Genomic DNA, 17,388 nt, shown 5'->3' with positions numbered 1-17,388 from the left:
AAGCCCTCGGGAACGCCGTCACCGGCGCCCGAGGGCTTCGTCGTGTGACGCCCGACTCAGCGGAGATCGCCGACCGCGCCGGTGACCGCCCGCACGACCCCACCCGACTGCACCAGTGCGGTGACCGCCTCGATCTCGGGGGAGAGGAACCGGTCGGGACCGGGACCCGTGACCTGCTCACGCACCCGGCGGAGCACCGCTCCCGTGCCGACGGCCGGCTCGAGCGGGCCGCGCAGGTCGAGGCTCCGGGCTGCCGTCATGACCTCGATCGCCAGCACCCGGCTGAGACCGTCGATCGCCCTCCGGAGCTTCCGCGCCGCCGCCCAACCCATCGAGACGTGGTCCTCCTGCATCGCGGAGGACGGGATCGAGTCGACGGACGCCGGGTGCGCCAGGCGTTTGAGCTCGCTCACGATGCCGGCCGCCGTGTACTGGGCGATCATGAGGCCGGAGTCGACACCCACCTCGTGTGCGAGGAACGGCGGGAGGCCGTTGCTCCGGCTCCGGTCCAGGAAACGGTCGGTGCGGCGCTCCGACATGGACGCGACATCGGCGACGGCGATCGCGAGGAAGTCGAGCACGTAGGCGACCGGGGCACCGTGGAAGTTCCCGTTCGACTCGACGCGTCCGTCCGGCGTGAGCACCGGATTGTCGACGGCACTCGCGAGCTCACGCTCGGCGACCATCGCGGCGTGGTCGACCGTGTCCCTGGCGGCACCGTGCACCTGCGGGGCACAGCGCAGTGAGTAGGCGTCCTGCACCCGGGTGCACTCGGGACCCCGGTGGCTCGCGACGATCGGGGAGCCGTCGAGCAGCAACCGCAGGTTCGCGGCGCTCTCGGCTTGACCCGCCTGCGGGCGCAGGGCCTGCAGGTCCGCGGCGAACACGGCGTCCGTGCCGAGCAGGCCCTCGACGCTCATCGCCGCGGCGACATCGGCGGTGCGCAGGAGCATCCGCAGGTCGTCCACGGCGAGCGCGAGCATCCCCAGCATGCCGTCGGTGCCGTTGATGAGCGCGAGCCCCTCCTTCTCGGCGAGCTGTACCGGGACGAGGCCGGCGTCGGCGAGGGCGTCGGCTGCAGGACGACGGCGTCCGTGCGAATCGGTCACCTCGCCTTCACCCATCACCGCCAGCGCGCAGTGCGCGAGGGGCGCGAGGTCGCCGGAGCAGCCGAGCGACCCGTACTCGCGCACGACCGGGGTGATGCCGGCGTTGAGCATCGCCGCGTAGGCGCGGACCGTCTCGACCCGCACCCCGGTGCGGCCCGTCATGAGCGTCGAGAGCCGCAGCGTCATCAGGGAGCGCACGACCTCCCGCTCGACGACGTCACCGCTGCCGGCCGCGTGCGAGCGGACCAGACTCGCCTGCAGCTGCGAGCGGCGTGCCGGCTCGATGAACGTGGTCGCGAGCGCACCGAACCCGGTCGAGATCCCGTAGTGGGGCTCGGGGTCGGAGGCGAGCGCTTCGATGATCCGACGGGATGCGGCGACGTCGTCGAGGGCCTCGCCGTCGAGGTCGATCCGAGCGCCGTGCCGGGCGACGGCGACGACCTCGGCGATCGACAGCGGTCCGGTGCCGAGGGAGACCGAGGTCGGACCGACGGGCTCGGGATGCGGGCGACCGGAGGTCATCGGGTCGCTGGTGGTCGGGGTCGCGCCGGGCTGGATGTCCATGTTCCGATCGAACACCCGGGCGCCGACCGCGGCGGTGCGCGTAGAGTCGTCCGTGTCTGGGATGACAGACATGGACGACCAGGCGGCCGCGTCCGAGCCGCGGAGACGAGGTCAACGGTGAGTCAGGTCCCGGCAGCCGACGCCACTCTGCGCGTGCTGAGCCATCTCGCCGGAGCCCGCGGCCCGCTTCCGGCCGCGGCCATCGCCTCGGCACTCGACCTCCCTCGATCGACGGTCTACCACCTCCTCAGCGTGCTGCAGGAGCACGGCTTCGTGGTCCACCTGCCCGAAGCCCGTCGCTACGGGCTCGGGGTCGCCGCCTTCGAGCTCTCCGGTGGGTACGCCCGGCAGGAGCCGCTCAGCATGCTCGGGCGCCCGTTGCTCGCAGAGCTGGTCGACCGGGTGGGTGAGAGCGCGCACCTCGCCGTCCTGCACGGCCGGGACGTGCTCTACATCGTGGACGAGCGTGCCCCGCGTCGGCCGCACCTCGTCACCGATGTCGGTGTGCGCCTCCCGGCTCACCTGACCGCCAGCGGCTGCGCGATCCTCGCCGCGCTCCCGGCCGGCCAGCTGCGCGCCCTGTTCCCCGACCAGGCGGCGTTCGTCGACCGCACCGGCCACGGACCGAAGCGGTACCGGGAGTTACGACAGGTCCTGACCCAGACGACCCAGGACGGGTATGCGCGCGAGGCGGGCGGGGTGACGCTCGGGCTCGCGAGTGTCGGGGTGGTCGTCCGCGACCACACGGGGTGGCCGGCGGCGGCGATCGCGGTCACCTACGACGCCGATGCGGGACTCGATCCGGCGTGGCTGGCCCGCGAGATCCAGCCGGCGGCCGCCGAGCTGTCGCGGCGGATCCGAGGTCGCTGAGCGCTCGGCGGAGCGGGCGGGCGGTGCGGCGGCTCAGGAACCGTGGTCAGGCGACCGAGCGCAGGATGAGCTCGAGCAGTGCGGTCGCATACGCGTCGGGCGCCGTCGCGGCGCTGAACCGTCGCAGTTCGCCGCCGAGCTCGACCACGACGGTGTACGCCTCGGCGTCGCCCAACGACAGGAGGACGTCGAGTTCGTCGTCGAGCGTCGGCTCGCCGTCGGTCGGCGCAGCCGGGGACACCGCGCGTTCGAGCGACCGGAACGAGCCGCGCAGCAGAGCGCGCAGCTGGTGCTCCGACGGCAGCCAGAGCGTCTCCTCCTGGTCGACGGAGTCCAACGCCCACTCGGTCGTCCCGTTGAATCCGAAACTGCGGCCACCCGGGTGCTCGTGCACTTCGACGGTCATCTCGCTGACCGTGAACACGTCGCCGGCGAGCTCGCCGCCGTCGATGGTGAAGCGGTCGCCGGGTTCGGGGGTCCAGCGCAGGCCGGCGGTGCGGAGCGCTCGGGCGAGGTCAGCGGAGATCATCAGTCCAGTATCGCCGACCACCGTGCGATGCGGCTGGCAACCCCTCGATTCGGACGGAACCCTGTGCGAGGGTGGATGGACTCTTCGAAGGGTCCGATGATGCCCGTACCTGATGATGGCCTATCCGGTCGCTTCCCTGCGCGCGGCCGCGTGACCACACGACGGTTCGAGGGGACGACCGGGATGCAGGAGGCGTCGGGCGCGCTGCGATTCGTGGACGTGGACCCCGATCGGTTCTCGATGACCGTCGACTCGGTCATGCTCGGCGAGTACGTCCTCCATCGCAACACGGTCGGGCCCGGGACGTTCGACGTCCTCGCCGACGCCTACGGGCTCGATGAGCCGGTCGCGACGATCGTGATGCTCATCGAGGGTGCGGCCAGCCTGGTCCACGGCCGACAGCAACTCGAGCTGCTCCCCGGGACCGGAACGCTCACGGAGGGCGCCGAGACGTATCGGACGACGATCCACGACCACGCGACCTATCTGTACGTGTTCGTGCCGATGCGTGCGCTCCGCCGCCTCGGCATCGCCCCGACGAGCGCCCTCGGCCCGTTGGCGCCGTCGCCGCTGCTGCGGGGGAGCGCCGCGTTCCTCGTGGAGGTCATCTCCACATTCGAGCCGATCGGCGGCGCCGCGCAGCTCAGACTCTGCCGGGTGATCGACACGATGCTCGCGACGCTCTACGCGGAGAACGACCTCTTCCGGGCCGAGGGTGAGGCCGGACGGGTTCCGCTCCGGCTCCGGATCATCGAGCACATCGCCGCGTCCTTCGCCGAGCGGGAGCTGCGACCGGAGACGCTGGCGCGTCGCTTCAACATGTCGACTAGGTCCCTGCAACGGGTGTTCGAGGGCTCGGGAACGAGCGCCGCGGGCGAGATCGCCGAGCGGCGGGTGCAGCTCGCGCTCGCCCTCCTCTCGGACCCCGATCACCGAGGCCTGTCGATCGCCGAGATCGCGGCCCGCTGCGGCTACCACTCGCAGGCGCACCTCCGTCGAGCTGTCGTCGCGCACACCGGGCTCAGCCCGAGCCAGTTCCGGGAGCAGACGAAGGCGGAGGACGCCTGACGTCGCAGCGTCGTCAGGCCGCCGGATCAGCCTGCGGTACTCCTGCTTCGACGCGGGGCCGTCAACCAGGGACGCAGCAGCTTCGTGACGAGCGGCAGGAGCCAGTAGGTCATGATCGGCGTCAGGATGAGCGTCGAGATCAGCACGTGGAGGAACACGCCGAGCGGTTCCCAACCGGGCACGAGTGCCGTGACGAGGAGGGTGAAGACGAGGTTGAGCGGGAAGAAGCCCAACCAGATGCTCACCGCCTGCTTCCAGCGCGGCGGTGCCGGCGGGATCGGGTCCGGGTCGCCGGAGAGCTCGGCCTCCTCGACGCGGAGGATCCCGTCGGGCGCGTCGAACCACCCCTCGATCCCGCTGCGCCGTTCGACGCGGGACTGCTCCATGAACTCGCGGCCGCTCGAGAGCCACCAGGCGCGTTCCTTCGACTCCTCCCAGTCGGTGAGCGTCTGTTCGTCCGCGAAGCGGTACAGCATGTACCAGACGTCGCTCTCGGCACCCGCGCGCACCCAGCCGGAGCCGAGGAAGCCGGGGTACCGGTTCGCCAGGTTGATGCCTGCCTGGACCCAGATGGTGGCCTCGGAGATCGACGCCGGGTTGACGCGTCGCTCGATCGAGACGGTGATGGGATCGTGTTCCATACGCCCAGTAGACCGCACTCGTGTTTCGATCTCGTGTCCCACCGCAGCCCCCGTAGAGTCGAGGCATGGCGACTCCTGACTTCGTACTGGCCCTCCGCGAGCGGATCGGGCACGCGCCGCTCTGGTTGACGGGGGTGACCGCGGTCGTCCTCCGCGGTCTCGGGACCCCCGAGGCCGAGGTCCTGCTCGTCCGGCGACAGGACAACGGGGCGTGGACACCGGTCACGGGGATCATCGACCCGGGCGAGGAACCCGCGGTGGCGGCGGAACGCGAGGTCCTCGAGGAGGCTGCCGTCGTCGCCGTCGCCGAGCGTCTCGCCCAGGTGCAGGTGCTCCCGCAGAACGTCTACGACAACGGCGACATCACGCAGTACATCGACCTCGTGTTCCGATGCCGCTATGAGTCGGGCGAGCCGTATCCGGCCGACGGCGAGAACTCCGAGGCGCGGTGGTTCCCGCTCGACGCCCTGCCCGAGCAGGTCTCACAGAACTTCCGCACCCGGATCGCGCTCGCCGCCTCCGACGAGCGCGAGGCCCGCTTCACCCGCTGACGTCCCTCCAGCCCGCGAACTGTCACGTGAGGCTCGTTCCGGGGCCTGTGACTAGCGTTCGGTGACAGTTCGCGGGCTGGAGGGGGTGGCTGCGGCTGCGGCGATGGCGTCGGCGGCTCGGACGAGGGTGAGGTGCGAGAGCGCCTGCGGGGTGTTGCCGACCTGCCGCGCCTGCTGCACGTCGTACTCCTCGGACAGCAGGCCCAGGTCGTTGCGGAAGGACAGCAGCCGGTCCATCAGCTCGCGGGCGTCGTCGAGTCGGCCCGAGGCCGCGTACTGCTGCACGAGCCAGAACGAGCACGCGAGGAACGGGTGTTCATCGCCCGGCAGACCGTCGACCCCGCTCGTGGTGCGGTAGCGCAGGAGGAGACCGTCCTGGAGGAGGTCCTCCTCGATGGCCGCCACCGTCGCGAGCATGCGCGGGTCGTCGGGCGCCACGTAGCCGATCTGCGCGAGGACGAGCAGGGACGCGTCGACCTCGGTCGTCCCGGCGTGCTGGACGTAGCACCCGCGTGCGTGGTCGACGTTCTCGCGCTCGATCGTCTCGCGAAGGGTCTCGCGCAGGGCCTCCCAACGTTCGACGGGCCCGTCCAGGCCGTGCTCGCGGACCGCGCGGACGCCGCGGTCGAGCGCCGCCCAGATCATCGCGCGCGAGTGGGTGAAGTGCTGCTCGTCGCCCCGTACCTCCCAGATGCCGCGGTCGGGGCGGTTCCAGTGCTCCTCGAGGACGCCGAGCAGGGCGCGCTGGAGGCTCCACGAGAAGTCGTCGTCCGCGAGACCGACGGAGCGCGCCTCGTCGAGGGCGATCATCACGGACCCGAAGACGTCGCCCTGGTACTGCGTGTAGGCACCGTTGCCGACGCGCACGGGGGCGGCACCGAGGTAGCCGGGGAGGCTGTCGAGCTCCTCCTCCACGAGGTGGCGTTCGCCTGCGAGGCCGTACATGATCTGCAGATCGTTCGGATCACCGGCGATCGCCCGGAGGAGCCACCTGCGCCAGTCGTGCGCCTCCTCGGTGAAGCCGTGCTGCATGAGGGCTTCGAGGGTCAGCGAGGCGTCACGCAGCCAGACGTAGCGGTAGTCCCAGTTGCGGACGCCCCCGAACGACTCCGGCAGGCTCGTGGTCGCGGCGGCGACGATGCCCCCGGTGTCCTCGTGCGTGAGGGCGCGGAGGACGAGCAGCGACCGCACGACCGCCTCTTCGTATTCGTCGGCGGGATCGCAGCGGGACGCCCAGTCGCGCCACCAGGCGATCGTGTGGTCGATGCGCGGGCCGACGTCGACCGAGTCGGGCACCTCGCGGTGCGAGGGGTACCAGGTGAGGGTGAGGTCGACGGTGTCGCCCGCGGAGACCTCGACGGTCGCCGAGTGGGCGTGATCGGAGGCCGTCAGGTGCACGCCGCGGACCACGACGGCGTCGGGGCCGGCGACCGCGACGATCCCGGATCCGTCCGGGAGCTGCCGCACCCAGGGGATCGCGTCGGCGTACCCGAAGCGGAGGCGCACCTCGACGTCGACCGCGACGGTGCCGCTGAGTCCTTCGACCCGGCGGACCACATCCGCCCGGCGGTCGCCGTGGGGCATGAGGTCCGTCACGCGCACCTGACCGTCGGGGGTCGTCCAGACGGTTTCGAGGACGAAGGTGTCGTCGAGGTAGGCGCGGCTCGCCGTCGCCCGAGCGTCGGCGGGCCGGACGGTCCAGCAGCCGTGGTCCTCGGTGCCGAGCAGCGCGCCGAACATCGACGGCGAGTCGAAGCGGGGGAGGCACAGCCAGTCGATGCTGCCTTCCGACGAGACGAGCGCGGCGGTGTGGCAATCACCGATGAGGGCGTAATCCTCGATGGGGCTGGGCATGCACCCATGCTGCCACGCCACCGTGCGCGTGCCTGGGAGCGATGCTCCGTGACTTCTCAGGAGGGATCGGGTAACGTAGGTGAGTCGGCTCGAGACACCGCGTTTGTACCGCGGAGGGTTATGTCAGTCTGGTGGGCCGGTTTCGTCGGAGAGAACTCCGCGAACACACACATGATGTGGACGGCCCCGGCCAGTGATCGCCCGGGTATGAGCATGCCGCAGCGCAGCCGAGGTTTCGGATGGCGCTGTGTGAGTCATGCAGGTTGTTCATGCGAACGAGTTATAACCCGGAAAGCACTTCTCCATGCCCAAGAACAACACCCCCGCCGGCAAACGCCCGGCCAAGAACTTCGACCCCAAGTCCAAGTACGGTGAGAACAAGCGGCCCTTCGGCTCACGCCCCGGCGCGAAGTCCGGCAGCAAGAGCGAAGGCCACCGCGGCTACCGTCCCGACGCCGGTGGAGCGCCGCAGAAGTCCCGCTGGAACGCAGACGAGCGTGCCGAGCGCGCCGCCCGCTTCGAGTCTGAGGAGCGCGGCGACCGCGCACCCCGCGGCGACCGCAACGAGCGCCCCGCGTACAACCGTGGTGGCGACCGCAACGAGCGTCCTGCATACAACCGTGGCGGCGACCGGAACGAGCGTCCTGCGTACAACCGTGGTGAGCGGACTGAACGTCCGTCCTACGGCGACCGGAACGACCGTCCCGCGTACAACCGTGGTGGCGACCGGAACGACCGTCCTGCGTACAACCGTGGTGGCGACCGGAACGAGCGTCCTGCGTACAACCGTGGTGAGCGGACCGAGCGTCCGTCCTACGGCGATCGGAACGAGCGCCCGTCGTACAACCGCGGCGAGCGGACCGAGCGTCCGTCCTACGGTGACCGGAACGAGCGCCCGTCGTACAACCGCGGCGAGCGGACCGAGCGTCCCTCGTACGGCGACCGGAACGAGCGTCCTGCGTACCGTGGTGGTGACCGGAACGAGCGTCCTGCGTACAACCGTGGTGAGCGGTCCGAGCGTCCCTCGTACGGCGACCGGAACGACCGTCCCGCGTACAACCGTGGTGGCGACCGCAACGAGCGCCCGGCCTACAACCGGGGTGAGCGCACGGAGCGTCCCTCCTACGGCGACCGCACCGAGCGTCCGTCCTACGGGGAGCGCCCGGCTCGCCAGGGTGACCCGCGTCAGGCGAACCGCACCGACCGCCCCGCGCGTTCGTACGACGACCGCCCCAAGCGGTCCTTCGAGGAGCGTCCGGCGCGTTCGTACGACGACCGCCCCAAGCGGTCCTTCGACGATCGCCCGAAGCGCTCGTTCGACGACCGCGGCGCGTCCGACGCCGGCCGTGGCAGCGACTACTACCCGAAGCGCGACGCCGGCTCCTACACGCCCCAGGACGACGTGGTGCTCGAGCGCCTCGAGGCCGACGCGATCCAGGCCGGCGACGTCGAGGGTGTGACCTTCGAGAGCCTCGGCCTCGGCGGCAACATCGTCCGTGCGCTCGCCGAGCTCGGCGCCGACAGCCCGTTCCCGATCCAGGCGGCGACCATCCCGGATGTCATCGCGGGCCGCGACGTGCTCGGACGTGGCCGCACCGGCTCCGGCAAGACCATCGCCTTCGGTGCCCCGCTCGTCGAGAAGCTCATGGAGAACGGCGGCGGCAAGAACCGCAAGCCGGGTCGCAAGCCGCGCGCCCTCATCCTCGCCCCGACGCGTGAGCTCGCCCTGCAGATCGACCGCACCGTGCAGCCCATCGCGCGCGCCGTCGGCCTCTTCACCACGCAGATCTACGGCGGTGTCCCGCAGGGTCGCCAGGTCGGCGCACTGCAGCGCGGCGTCGACATCATCGTCGGTACGCCCGGTCGCATCGAGGACCTCATCGAGCAGGGTCGCCTCGACCTCTCGCAGGTCACCGTGACCGTCCTCGACGAGGCCGACCACATGTGCGACCTCGGCTTCCTCGAGCCCGTGCAGCGCATCCTGCGTCGCACCGCGCCCGACGGCCAGAAGCTCCTCTTCTCCGCCACCCTCGACAAGGGTGTCGCAGCCCTCGTCAACGAGTTCCTCCCGAACCCGTCGGTGCACGAGGTCGCCGGTGAGGACCAGGCGTCCTCCACGATCGACCACCGCGTGCTGGTGGTCGAGCACAAGGGCAAGGACCGCCTCATCGAGGAGCTCGTCAACCGCACCGAGAAGACCCTCGTGTTCGCCCGCACCCGGGCGTACGCCGAGCGTCTCGCGGAGCAGCTCGGCATGGCGGGCATCCCCGCCGTCTCGCTCCACGGAGACCTCAACCAGGCGCGCCGCACGCGCAACCTGGAGAAGCTCACCTCGGGTCGGGTCAACGTGCTCGTCGCCACCGATGTCGCCGCCCGCGGCATCCACGTCGACGACATCACGCTCGTCGTGCAGGCCGACGCCCCGGACGAGTACAAGACGTACCTGCACCGTGCCGGCCGCACCGGTCGTGCCGGCAAGATCGGTCGCGTCGTCACGATCATCCCCAAGGCCCGTCGCCGCCGGATGACCGAACTGCTCGACCGCGCTGAGATCGAGGCCGCATTCGACGACGCCGCCCCCGGCGACCAGCTCGTCGAGGACATCGCCACCGCGTAGTCCGCACCGCAGCAGGAACGCCCGCCGAGCTCACGCTCGGCGGGCGTTCTCGCGTGTCAGGGGGTGAGGGCCGCCCGCTCGTCGTCGCGCGGGGCGAGGACGACGGCGTCGTCGACCCCGTCGAAGGTCCGGACCGGGCGGGTGGCGTCCCAACGCTGCCAGCCCGGGTCGCCTGCCTTCGCGAACGCGACCCAGGCGTCGTGCATCGCGGTCGCGAGCGACTGCGGGGCCGAGCGGCCAGCCATCCGGACGGCCTCCGGGGAGTCGAGGTGGTCGAAGACGAAGCCGATCTCCATCGCGTGGGCCGCACCGAGCTCACCTTCGCCGTCCCCGCCGACCGGGCTCCGCCAGGCGAACTCGTACACCCAGGTGTCCGAGCCGTTGTCGGCGCGTGCGTCCGCGAGTTGATTGAGCGGGACGCGGAGCAGGATGTCGGTCGCGATCGCCCCGAGGATCTCCCCGGACTTCGCTTTCGGACGGTTGCGGCGGAAGGTGCGCACGGCCGAGGCACTGACCCCGAAGCGCAGTCGCGCCGCGAACAGCTGGAGACGCGTGATCCGCCGGGAGATACCGGTCGGGACGAGGAACAGGCGGTGCTCCTCCGTCGTCGTCCCGATGAGCACGGGGATGTCGGCGGAGCCGCCCGACACCAGGGCGTCCAGCGGACTCAGCGGCGCGAGTGGCGACGACGTCGTGATCGAGAACCCCGGACCGCCGGTCAGGGGATTGCCGCCACCCATGACCCGTTCCTGGGCCCCGACGAGTCCCTCGGGCGGCACACGGCGGAAGCCGGCCCTGGTGGTCGGCACGCCGAGGTCCTTGGCCATGAGCTTCGAGATCCGGCCGGAGCGCTCTCGGGGTTCCGAGCGCAGCGGGCCGCTCTGGATGATCGCCCGTCGCATCACGGACGAGGCGTCCGGGTGCGCGAGGAGCGCCGCGACCGAGGCTCCGCCCGCGGACTCTCCGAAGACGGTGACGTTGTCGGGGTCACCGCCGAAGCGGGCGATCTCGTCCTGCACCCACGTCAACGCGGCGAGTTGGTCGGCGAGACCGAGGTTCAGCGGGACGTCGTCGAGCACCGAGAACCCCTCGGACCCGAGGCGGTAGTTGACGGAGACGAGGACCACGCCGTCGCGCGCGAACGCGGTGCCGTCGTACGAGTCGAGTGCGTTGGAGCCGTGCACGAGCGAGCCGCCGTGGATCCACACCATGACCGGGAGCGGGGTGTCGGACCGCTCGGCCGGGGTCCAGATGTTGAGGTTGAGGATCTCGTTGCCCGGCACCGTCACGGTGGCGAGCAGCTCGCCGACCGCGCCGGCGTAGGGCGGCTGCGGGGCGGTCGCACCGGGACGGGTCGCATCGCGGGGGTCCTCCCAGGGGACGACCGGCTGGGGGAGTCGGAAGCGGTCGTCACCGAACGGAGCTGCCGCGTACGGAATACCGAGGAATCGGGAGACACCGGCTTCGGTGAGCCCGGTGATCGGGCCGCTGCCGGTGGCGATGGTGACCGGTGTCGATTCGTCAGGCGCCGGGATCGGTTCGCCGGTCGGTTCCAGGCCAGGGTCGATGCTCATACGGGTCCGTTCGTCGATGCTCGGGTGACCAACTGTATCGACGCCGCGTGTGCGGAAGACTGGGCTGATGCAGATCCGTCCCTTCACGCCGTCCGACACCGAGGCCGTCATCGCCCTCTGGCACACCGTCGGGCTCACCCGACCGTGGAACGACCCGGCGAAGGACATCGAGCGCAAGTCGACGACGCAGCCCGAGCTGTTCCTCGTCGCGGCGGATGCCGACGGCGCCCTCGTCGGCACCGCGATGGTGGGGTACGACGGCCACCGCGGTTGGGTGCACTACCTGGCGGTGTCGCCGGCCCAGCAGGGCGGCGGGCTCGGACGGCAGCTCATGACCGAGGCCGAACGCCTGCTCACCGAACTCGGGTGCCCGAAGATCAACCTCATGGTCAGGACGGGCAACGACCGGGTGATCGGCTTCTACGAGGCGCTCGGCTACGGCACCGACGAGGTCGCGCTCCTCAGCAAGCGGCTCATCCCCGACGCCTGACGCCGGTTCGTTCGCCCATTCTTGGGCGAGGGAGTTCTCGTTCGCCCGAGAATGGGCGAACGAACGGGGTCAGAAGAGGGTCGGCTGGACCTGCAGGCCGGTCGTGACGAACTCCGGGGCGCGCTTGCGCAGCTCGGCCCGCTCGCCGTACCCGTCGCGCAACATGCCGAGCGCCGACGAGCGGACACCTCCGGTAGCGGGGTCTTCGGTGCCGCGCTCGAGCCCGTGCTCGCGGATCATCGGGCGGATGCGCGCGGCGAGCCACTTCCGGTACTCCTTCGGGGCGTAGGTGCCGTCGGCGTACATCGAGGTGTAGCGGTCGACGAGCTCGGGGTGCTCCCGCGACAGCCACTGCATGAACCAGGGTTTGACGCCGGCCTTCAGGTACAGGGTCGAGAAGAGGACGGTGCTCGCGCCGGCCTCGCGGATGCGCGACAGGGCGAGGTCGAGGTGGTCGACGGTGTCGGTCAGGTAGGGGAGGATGGGCATCATGAAGACCCCGACGTCGAAGCCGAGGTCGGCAGCAGCGCGGACGGTCGCGAGTCTGGACGCCGCGGTCGGGGTTCCGGGTTCGATCGATTGCTGGAGCTCGTCGTCGTAGATGGCGATCGACATGGCGAGGTCGACGGGTACGCGCTGAGCGACCTCGGCCAGAAGGGGCAGGTCTCGCCGGAGCAGCGTGCCCTTCGTCAGGATCGAGAACGGGGTCCCCGAGTCGGCGAGGGCGTTGATGATCCCCGGCATGAGCCGGTACTTGCCCTCGGCGCGCTGATACGGGTCGGTGTTCGTGCCGAGCGCCACCGGGTGCCTGCCCCAGCTCGCCTTCGCGAGCTCCTTCTCGAGGACCTCGGCGACGTTCACCTTGACGATGAGCTGCGAGTCGAAGTCCTTCCCGGCGTCGAGGTCCAGATACGAATGCGTCGGTCGGGCGAAGCAGTACACGCAGGCATGCGAGCAGCCCCGATAGGGGTTGATGGTCCACCCGAACGGCATCACGGACTGGCCGGGCACGCGGTTGAGCGCGGACTTCGCGAGCACCTCGTGGAAGGTGATCCCGGCGAACTCCGGCGTCTGGACGCTGCGCACGAGGTTGTTCAGCTTCGCGAGGCCAGGCAGCGCCGACGTCGTCTCAACCCCGAGTTCCTGTCCGCTCCACCGCATGCCTCCATTAGAACATATGTTCGAGTCATCAGGGTGACTCCGGACGGTCAGTTCCGGGCGACGGGACCCGGTCCGGCGGCGAGGCTCCACCAGAGGAGGGCGGCGCTCACGAGCCAGAAGGCGATCATGAAGCACCAGTCGCGGGTGCGGAAGGGGATGCGGGTCCGCTCCGTGCGCTGCGGATGGGCACCGAACGCGCGGGAGTCCATGGCGAGCGCGACCCGCTCCGCGTGACGGATGGCACCGGCCAGCAGTGGCACGACGGTGCCGGCGGCGCGGCGGACGGCGGCGATCGGTCCGCGACCCTCGGCCATACCGCGGACCCGGTGGGCGGAACGGATGACCTCCAGCTCGTGCCCGAACCGCGGCACGAACCGGTAGGCGGCGAGCGCCGTGTACCCGATCCGGTAGGGCACGTGCAGCTGCTGGATCATCGCGCGGACGAACTCCGGGCCGGTCGAGGTGAGGCCGCCGATGCAGGCGAGGACGAGGAGGGCCGCGAGCCGCAGGGCCGTCGCGAGGCCGACGAGCAGCGCCCCGAGGAAGAACCGGTAGTCGCCGACCTGGAACAGTAGGACGGACTGGTCGACGCGGCTCGGGTCGGTCCACAGGCCGAAGCTGAACGACATGATCGCGACGAGGAGCGGCAGCGCCACGAAGAGCAGGAGGGCGACCGTCCGCGTCAGGCTGGCTCCGACGAGGATGACGACGACCGCGAGGGCGATGAAGAGCGCGGGCGTGACCGGGTCCCTCGTGAACGCCAACAGGATCATCGCCGGGAGCGGAGCACCGAGCTTCGCCAACGGGTTCAACCGGTACAGGAATCGACCGGCCGGTGCCGCGCCCGAGGCGTACGGGTCGATCGTCGTGGCGCTCATCGGGTGGACGCCCCGGGCAGGTCGTCGAGTCTCGACACGTGCCGCCAGTCGGGGTGGTTCGCCAGCGAGCGCATCGCCTGGGCGAGCGGTGGTGGCCGGAGCCCCGCGCGGCGCAGGAGCTCGTCGTCGCCGAGGACCGCGGCGGTCGTGTCGTGGGCGAGCAGGCGACCGCCGGCTATGACCGCGACGTGACTCGCGTGATCGGCGACGAGCTGGAGGTCGTGGGTCACGACGAGGACCGTGGTGCCCTGCGCGTTGAGGCCGGCGAGGAGGTCCAGGAGCTCGTTCGCCCGCGCCCGGTCCTGACCGAAGGTCGGTTCGTCGAGCGCGAGCACCGGAGCTCCGGCGATGAGGGCGCTCCCGACGGACAGCCGGCGCTTCTGGCCGCCGGACAGGAGGAACGGGTGCACGTCGCGAGCGGATTCCAGGCCGAACCGCCGCAGCAGGTCGTCGACGCGCCGCTCGATCCCGGTGTCGTCGACGCCCCGGATCCGCAGGCCGTGCGCGAGTTCCTCGTGGACGGTGTGGGCGATGAACTGGTGCTCAGGGTTCTGGAAGACGAAGCCGATGTGTGCCGCGATCGTCCGGACCTCGCTGCGCCCCGGGTCGATCCCGCCGACGTCGATGCGCCCGCGGGGAGGTCGGACCACCCCGGCGATCGCCTGGAGCAGCGTCGTCTTGCCGGCGCCGTTCGTCCCGATCACGGCCAGGAAGTCGCCCGCAGCGACCTCGAGGCTCACCTCGTGGAGGATCGGGGTGCGCCGGCGGCCCCGACCGTGATCGACGCCGAGCCGGTCGACGCGGACCGCGACCGACCGTTCGGCGGTGATCGGGGCGACGGGTGCCGTCGGCGGCGTCGGCAGTGCGGTCGCATCGAGTGCGGCGGTCAGCTCGGCGGGTGTCAGGGGGAGGTCCGGCAACGTGACACCGGCCGACCGCAGGCGCAGCGCGGCGAGCGTCGCGACGGGGAGCCAGACGCCCATGGCGAGGAGTTCGTCGAGGTGTCCGAGCAGGACCTCGCGGGTCGGACCGTCGAAGGCGAGCCGCCCGTCGCGATCGAGGACGACGACCCGGTCGACGAGGTCGATGGCGGCGTCGAGGTTGTGCTCGACGAGCAGGATCGCGTGCCGCTTCCCGGCGTCGCCCGGTCCGGAGACGAGCGAGCGGAGGGCGGCGTAGACCTCCTCGATCCCGGCCGGATCGAGGTTCGCCGTCGGCTCGTCGAGGACGAGGAGGTCGCTGCCCATGGCCAGGGCGCAGGCGATCGCGAGTCGCTGTCGGCCTCCGCCCGAGAGGCGGTCGGGGTTCTCAGCCCGGCGCTCCCAGAGCCCGACCTGCCGGAGCGCCCGTTCGGCGCGGGACAGCACCTCCTCGACGGGGAGCAGGAGGTTCTCCGGGCCGAAGCACACCTCGTCGAGGACCGTTCCGGTGACGATCTGCGCGTCGGGGTCCTGGAACACCATCGCCACGTGCTCGCTCAACTGCGCGACCGTCGAGGTGGCCGTGTCGAGCCCGCCGGTGATCACAGCACCCTCGAACTCGACCGGGACGGCGTGGGGGACGAGGCCGTTGAGCGCTAGAGCGAGCGTCGACTTCCCCGAGCCGCTCGGCCCGAGAAGCAGGACCACCTCACCGGGCGCGACCTGGAACGACACGTCGTCCGGGGTCCACTCCTCGCGCTCGTCGTGACGAATGCGCACCCGCCGGACGACGGTGGCGGGGTGAGTCGGCGGTACGAGGTCCACTCAGGCCCGCGTGCCGGCCGAGCCGCGGTCGCGCTGCAGCGGTTTCGCGATGGACCGCCCCACACCGGCTCTCGCGAGGGCCGCTGCGACCGCCCGCCCGAGCGCGGTGAAGGCGATCGGGCTCAGGACGAAGAGCGCGATGTAGACCGTCTGGGCGAGGGGCGCGAAGTGCTCGATCCCGAGGACGACGAGCACGGAGCCGCCGAAGACGAGTCCAGCGATGCCCGCAGCCAGGTAGAAGACCCAGGCCTTCCAGACGCGGTAGCGCGACACGGCGAAGGGGATCTCCTGGAGGAGCCCGATCGCGAGGCCGGTGCCGAAGTAGCGGAAGAACCACTGCGGGCTGAACGCCGCCGAGACGAGGCCTGCGGTGAGCCCGGTCATGAGGGCCACTCCACCTCGTCGGAGAAGCGCCTGCGAGACGACGCCCGGCAGGAAGTACACGCCGATGATCAAGCCGTAGAGCACGGGGGCGGTCGCGGAGATCGTGCCGCCGACGTACCCGGAGACGACGAAGACGAGGCCGCCCCCGACGCCGATGGCGGCGCAGGTCAGCAGCAGTCGCGTACTCAGACGTTGCATGAGCCCACTTTCACGAGCAGCCGATCTCCTGAGGACAGCCTATCCTTTATCAGCCCATGGAGACGCCGACGGAAACCGCTCGGAACGGGGTCCCGAGCACCCGATCCGGGCGATCAGATCGAGCGTCGGCGCGGGGTCAGTCGGACGTTCGGCAAGGGCGGCGCCGGGATGCGTTCCGTGCCGTGGCCGGCGACCGACCCGAAGCGCGGCGACCCCGCCTCCCAGTCCTCCCGGGCGGACGCGATGTCCTCGTGAGTGCGACCGACGAAGTTCCACCACATGACCAGTTCCTCCGGGAACGGCGTCCCTCCGAGGAGCACGAAGCGGGCACCGGTCGCGCTCCGGAACCCGAGGCGATCGCACCCGGGCGCCAGGTAGAGCAACGGGCCCGAGTCGAGTTCGACGCCGCCGACCTCGAGCACCCCGTCGAGCACGAGGACGCCGTGCTCGAAGGCCGGATCCACCGGCACCTCGACGACGGTGTCGGCCTCGAGCGTCACGTCGGCACCGAGCAGGGGCGAGTGGACGGTCGCGGTCGACGTCGCCCCGCCGAGCGTGCCGACGAGGACGGTCGCCTCCAGTCCCGGAGCGCGGTGGACGGGCAGGTCCGTGTGCTGCTCGAACGCCGCCGGCACCGAGGCGGCTGCCTCCGGGAGCGCCACCCACAGCTGGAGGCCGTGCATGGCGGCCGCCTCCTCGCCCACCGAGAACTCGGAGTGCGACACGCCGCGGCCGCTCGTCATGAGGTTCAGCTCGCCCGGGCGGACGACCACGTCGCTGCCCACGCTGTCGCGGTGGCGGATGTCGCCGACCAGTGGCCACGTCACGGTCTGCAGGCCGGTGTGCGGATGGGGCAGGACGCGCATCAGCGAGCGGTCCTCGTCGAAGCGGTCGAGGAAACACCAGGCGCCGATCATCGGCAGCTCCCGCTGCGGGAGGGTGCGGTGGACGCTCAGGCCGCGGACGCCGCCCAGGGGGACCTCGCGGGCCTCGAGGAGCCTCGTCCCGGATCCGTCAGGTGCGTGGCAGACGCTGGGGACCGGGTCGGCGTCGAGTCTCGTCATGAGCGCCTCCTTATCACGGACAACGCTACTCCCGCTCGGCCTGACCTCGGCCCGCACCGACGTGGTTGACTGGGCGCGGGGCCCGTCCGGC

At 71.0% G+C, this 17,388-nt stretch carries 15 protein-coding genes; 5 read left to right on the top strand and 10 right to left on the bottom strand.

All coding sequences use genetic code 11. From position 1 onward, the window contains the following. Nucleotides 1-56: 56 nt before the first annotated feature. Entirely contained in the window at nt 57-1,631 is a 1,575-nt protein-coding gene (gene hutH, locus QRN44_RS04200) for a histidine ammonia-lyase (protein WP_285038465.1), read from the bottom strand. Nucleotides 1,632-1,790: 159 nt separating this feature from the next. Between hutH and QRN44_RS04195 the strand changes: the two genes are divergently transcribed. Continuing rightward, on the top strand, nt 1,791-2,543 hold the full coding sequence (locus QRN44_RS04195; RefSeq protein WP_071262398.1) for an IclR family transcriptional regulator: 753 nt from the start codon (nt 1,791-1,793) through the stop codon (nt 2,541-2,543). A 46-nt stretch (nt 2,544-2,589) separates the two neighbouring features. Here QRN44_RS04195 and QRN44_RS04190 read toward each other — a convergent pair whose 3' ends face one another. Further along, the gene (locus tag QRN44_RS04190) at nt 2,590-3,072 is read right to left on the bottom strand and encodes a hypothetical protein (protein WP_064294230.1); all 483 of its coding nucleotides are present in this window, start codon (nt 3,070-3,072) and stop codon (nt 2,590-2,592) included. Nucleotides 3,073-3,222: 150 nt separating this feature from the next. Between QRN44_RS04190 and QRN44_RS04185 the strand changes: the two genes are divergently transcribed. Next, nucleotides 3,223-4,140, top strand: a complete 918-nt coding sequence (locus QRN44_RS04185; protein ID WP_285038348.1) for an AraC family transcriptional regulator — start codon at nt 3,223-3,225, stop codon at nt 4,138-4,140. Between the two features lie 26 nt (nt 4,141-4,166). Here the strand turns inward: QRN44_RS04185 and QRN44_RS04180 are convergent, their stop codons facing one another. Beyond that, on the bottom strand, nt 4,167-4,781 hold the full coding sequence (locus tag QRN44_RS04180; RefSeq protein ID WP_285038347.1) for a putative antibiotic biosynthesis monooxygenase: 615 nt from the start codon (nt 4,779-4,781) through the stop codon (nt 4,167-4,169). Between the two features lie 65 nt (nt 4,782-4,846). On the opposite strand from QRN44_RS04180, the gene QRN44_RS04175 reads away from it, so the two are divergent. Further along, on the top strand, nt 4,847-5,332 hold the full coding sequence (locus tag QRN44_RS04175; RefSeq protein ID WP_071262396.1) for an NUDIX hydrolase: 486 nt from the start codon (nt 4,847-4,849) through the stop codon (nt 5,330-5,332). A gap of 51 nt (nt 5,333-5,383) precedes the next feature. On the opposite strand, the gene QRN44_RS04170 is transcribed toward QRN44_RS04175, so the two are convergent. After that, nucleotides 5,384-7,207 (bottom strand): glycoside hydrolase family 15 protein, encoded by a 1,824-nt coding sequence (locus QRN44_RS04170; RefSeq protein ID WP_285038346.1) that lies wholly within the window; start codon nt 7,205-7,207, stop codon nt 5,384-5,386. A gap of 283 nt (nt 7,208-7,490) precedes the next feature. On the opposite strand from QRN44_RS04170, the gene QRN44_RS04165 reads away from it, so the two are divergent. Further along, the gene (locus QRN44_RS04165) at nt 7,491-9,803 is read left to right on the top strand and encodes a DEAD/DEAH box helicase (protein WP_285038345.1); all 2,313 of its coding nucleotides are present in this window, start codon (nt 7,491-7,493) and stop codon (nt 9,801-9,803) included. A 56-nt stretch (nt 9,804-9,859) separates the two neighbouring features. Here QRN44_RS04165 and QRN44_RS04160 read toward each other — a convergent pair whose 3' ends face one another. Beyond that, on the bottom strand, nt 9,860-11,377 hold the full coding sequence (locus QRN44_RS04160; RefSeq protein WP_285038344.1) for a carboxylesterase/lipase family protein: 1,518 nt from the start codon (nt 11,375-11,377) through the stop codon (nt 9,860-9,862). A gap of 67 nt (nt 11,378-11,444) precedes the next feature. Between QRN44_RS04160 and QRN44_RS04155 the strand changes: the two genes are divergently transcribed. Further along, on the top strand, nt 11,445-11,867 hold the full coding sequence (locus tag QRN44_RS04155; protein ID WP_079001495.1) for a GNAT family acetyltransferase: 423 nt from the start codon (nt 11,445-11,447) through the stop codon (nt 11,865-11,867). Nucleotides 11,868-11,936: 69 nt separating this feature from the next. Here QRN44_RS04155 and QRN44_RS04150 read toward each other — a convergent pair whose 3' ends face one another. The 5 genes from QRN44_RS04150 to QRN44_RS04130 all read right to left on the bottom strand — a co-directional run bounded on the left by QRN44_RS04150 (nt 11,937) and on the right by QRN44_RS04130 (nt 17,297). Next, on the bottom strand, nt 11,937-13,028 hold the full coding sequence (locus tag QRN44_RS04150) for an Rv2578c family radical SAM protein (RefSeq protein WP_285038343.1): 1,092 nt from the start codon (nt 13,026-13,028) through the stop codon (nt 11,937-11,939). 47 nt (nt 13,029-13,075) lie between these two features. Further along, the gene (locus tag QRN44_RS04145; RefSeq protein ID WP_285038342.1) at nt 13,076-13,906 is read right to left on the bottom strand and encodes an energy-coupling factor transporter transmembrane component T family protein; all 831 of its coding nucleotides are present in this window, start codon (nt 13,904-13,906) and stop codon (nt 13,076-13,078) included. Continuing rightward, nucleotides 13,903-15,606, bottom strand: coding sequence for an ABC transporter ATP-binding protein (locus QRN44_RS04140; RefSeq protein WP_285038341.1), 1,704 nt, complete (start codon nt 15,604-15,606; stop codon nt 13,903-13,905). Before QRN44_RS04140 ends, QRN44_RS04145 begins: the two co-directional genes overlap by 4 nt. A 45-nt stretch (nt 15,607-15,651) precedes the next feature. After that, a complete protein-coding gene (locus tag QRN44_RS04135; RefSeq protein ID WP_071259786.1) occupies nt 15,652-16,233 on the bottom strand; it encodes an ECF transporter S component in 582 nt (193 codons plus the stop codon). A gap of 113 nt (nt 16,234-16,346) precedes the next feature. Beyond that, the gene (locus QRN44_RS04130) at nt 16,347-17,297 is read right to left on the bottom strand and encodes a pirin family protein (protein ID WP_285038340.1); all 951 of its coding nucleotides are present in this window, start codon (nt 17,295-17,297) and stop codon (nt 16,347-16,349) included. Nucleotides 17,298-17,388: the final 91 nt, after the last annotated feature.

It is taken from the genome of Plantibacter sp. lyk4-40-MEA-4 (genome assembly GCF_030209415.1).
Classification (GTDB): Bacteria; Actinomycetota; Actinomycetes; order Actinomycetales; family Microbacteriaceae; genus Plantibacter; species Plantibacter flavus_A.
This window is presented reverse-complemented; position numbering and strand designations above follow the sequence as displayed.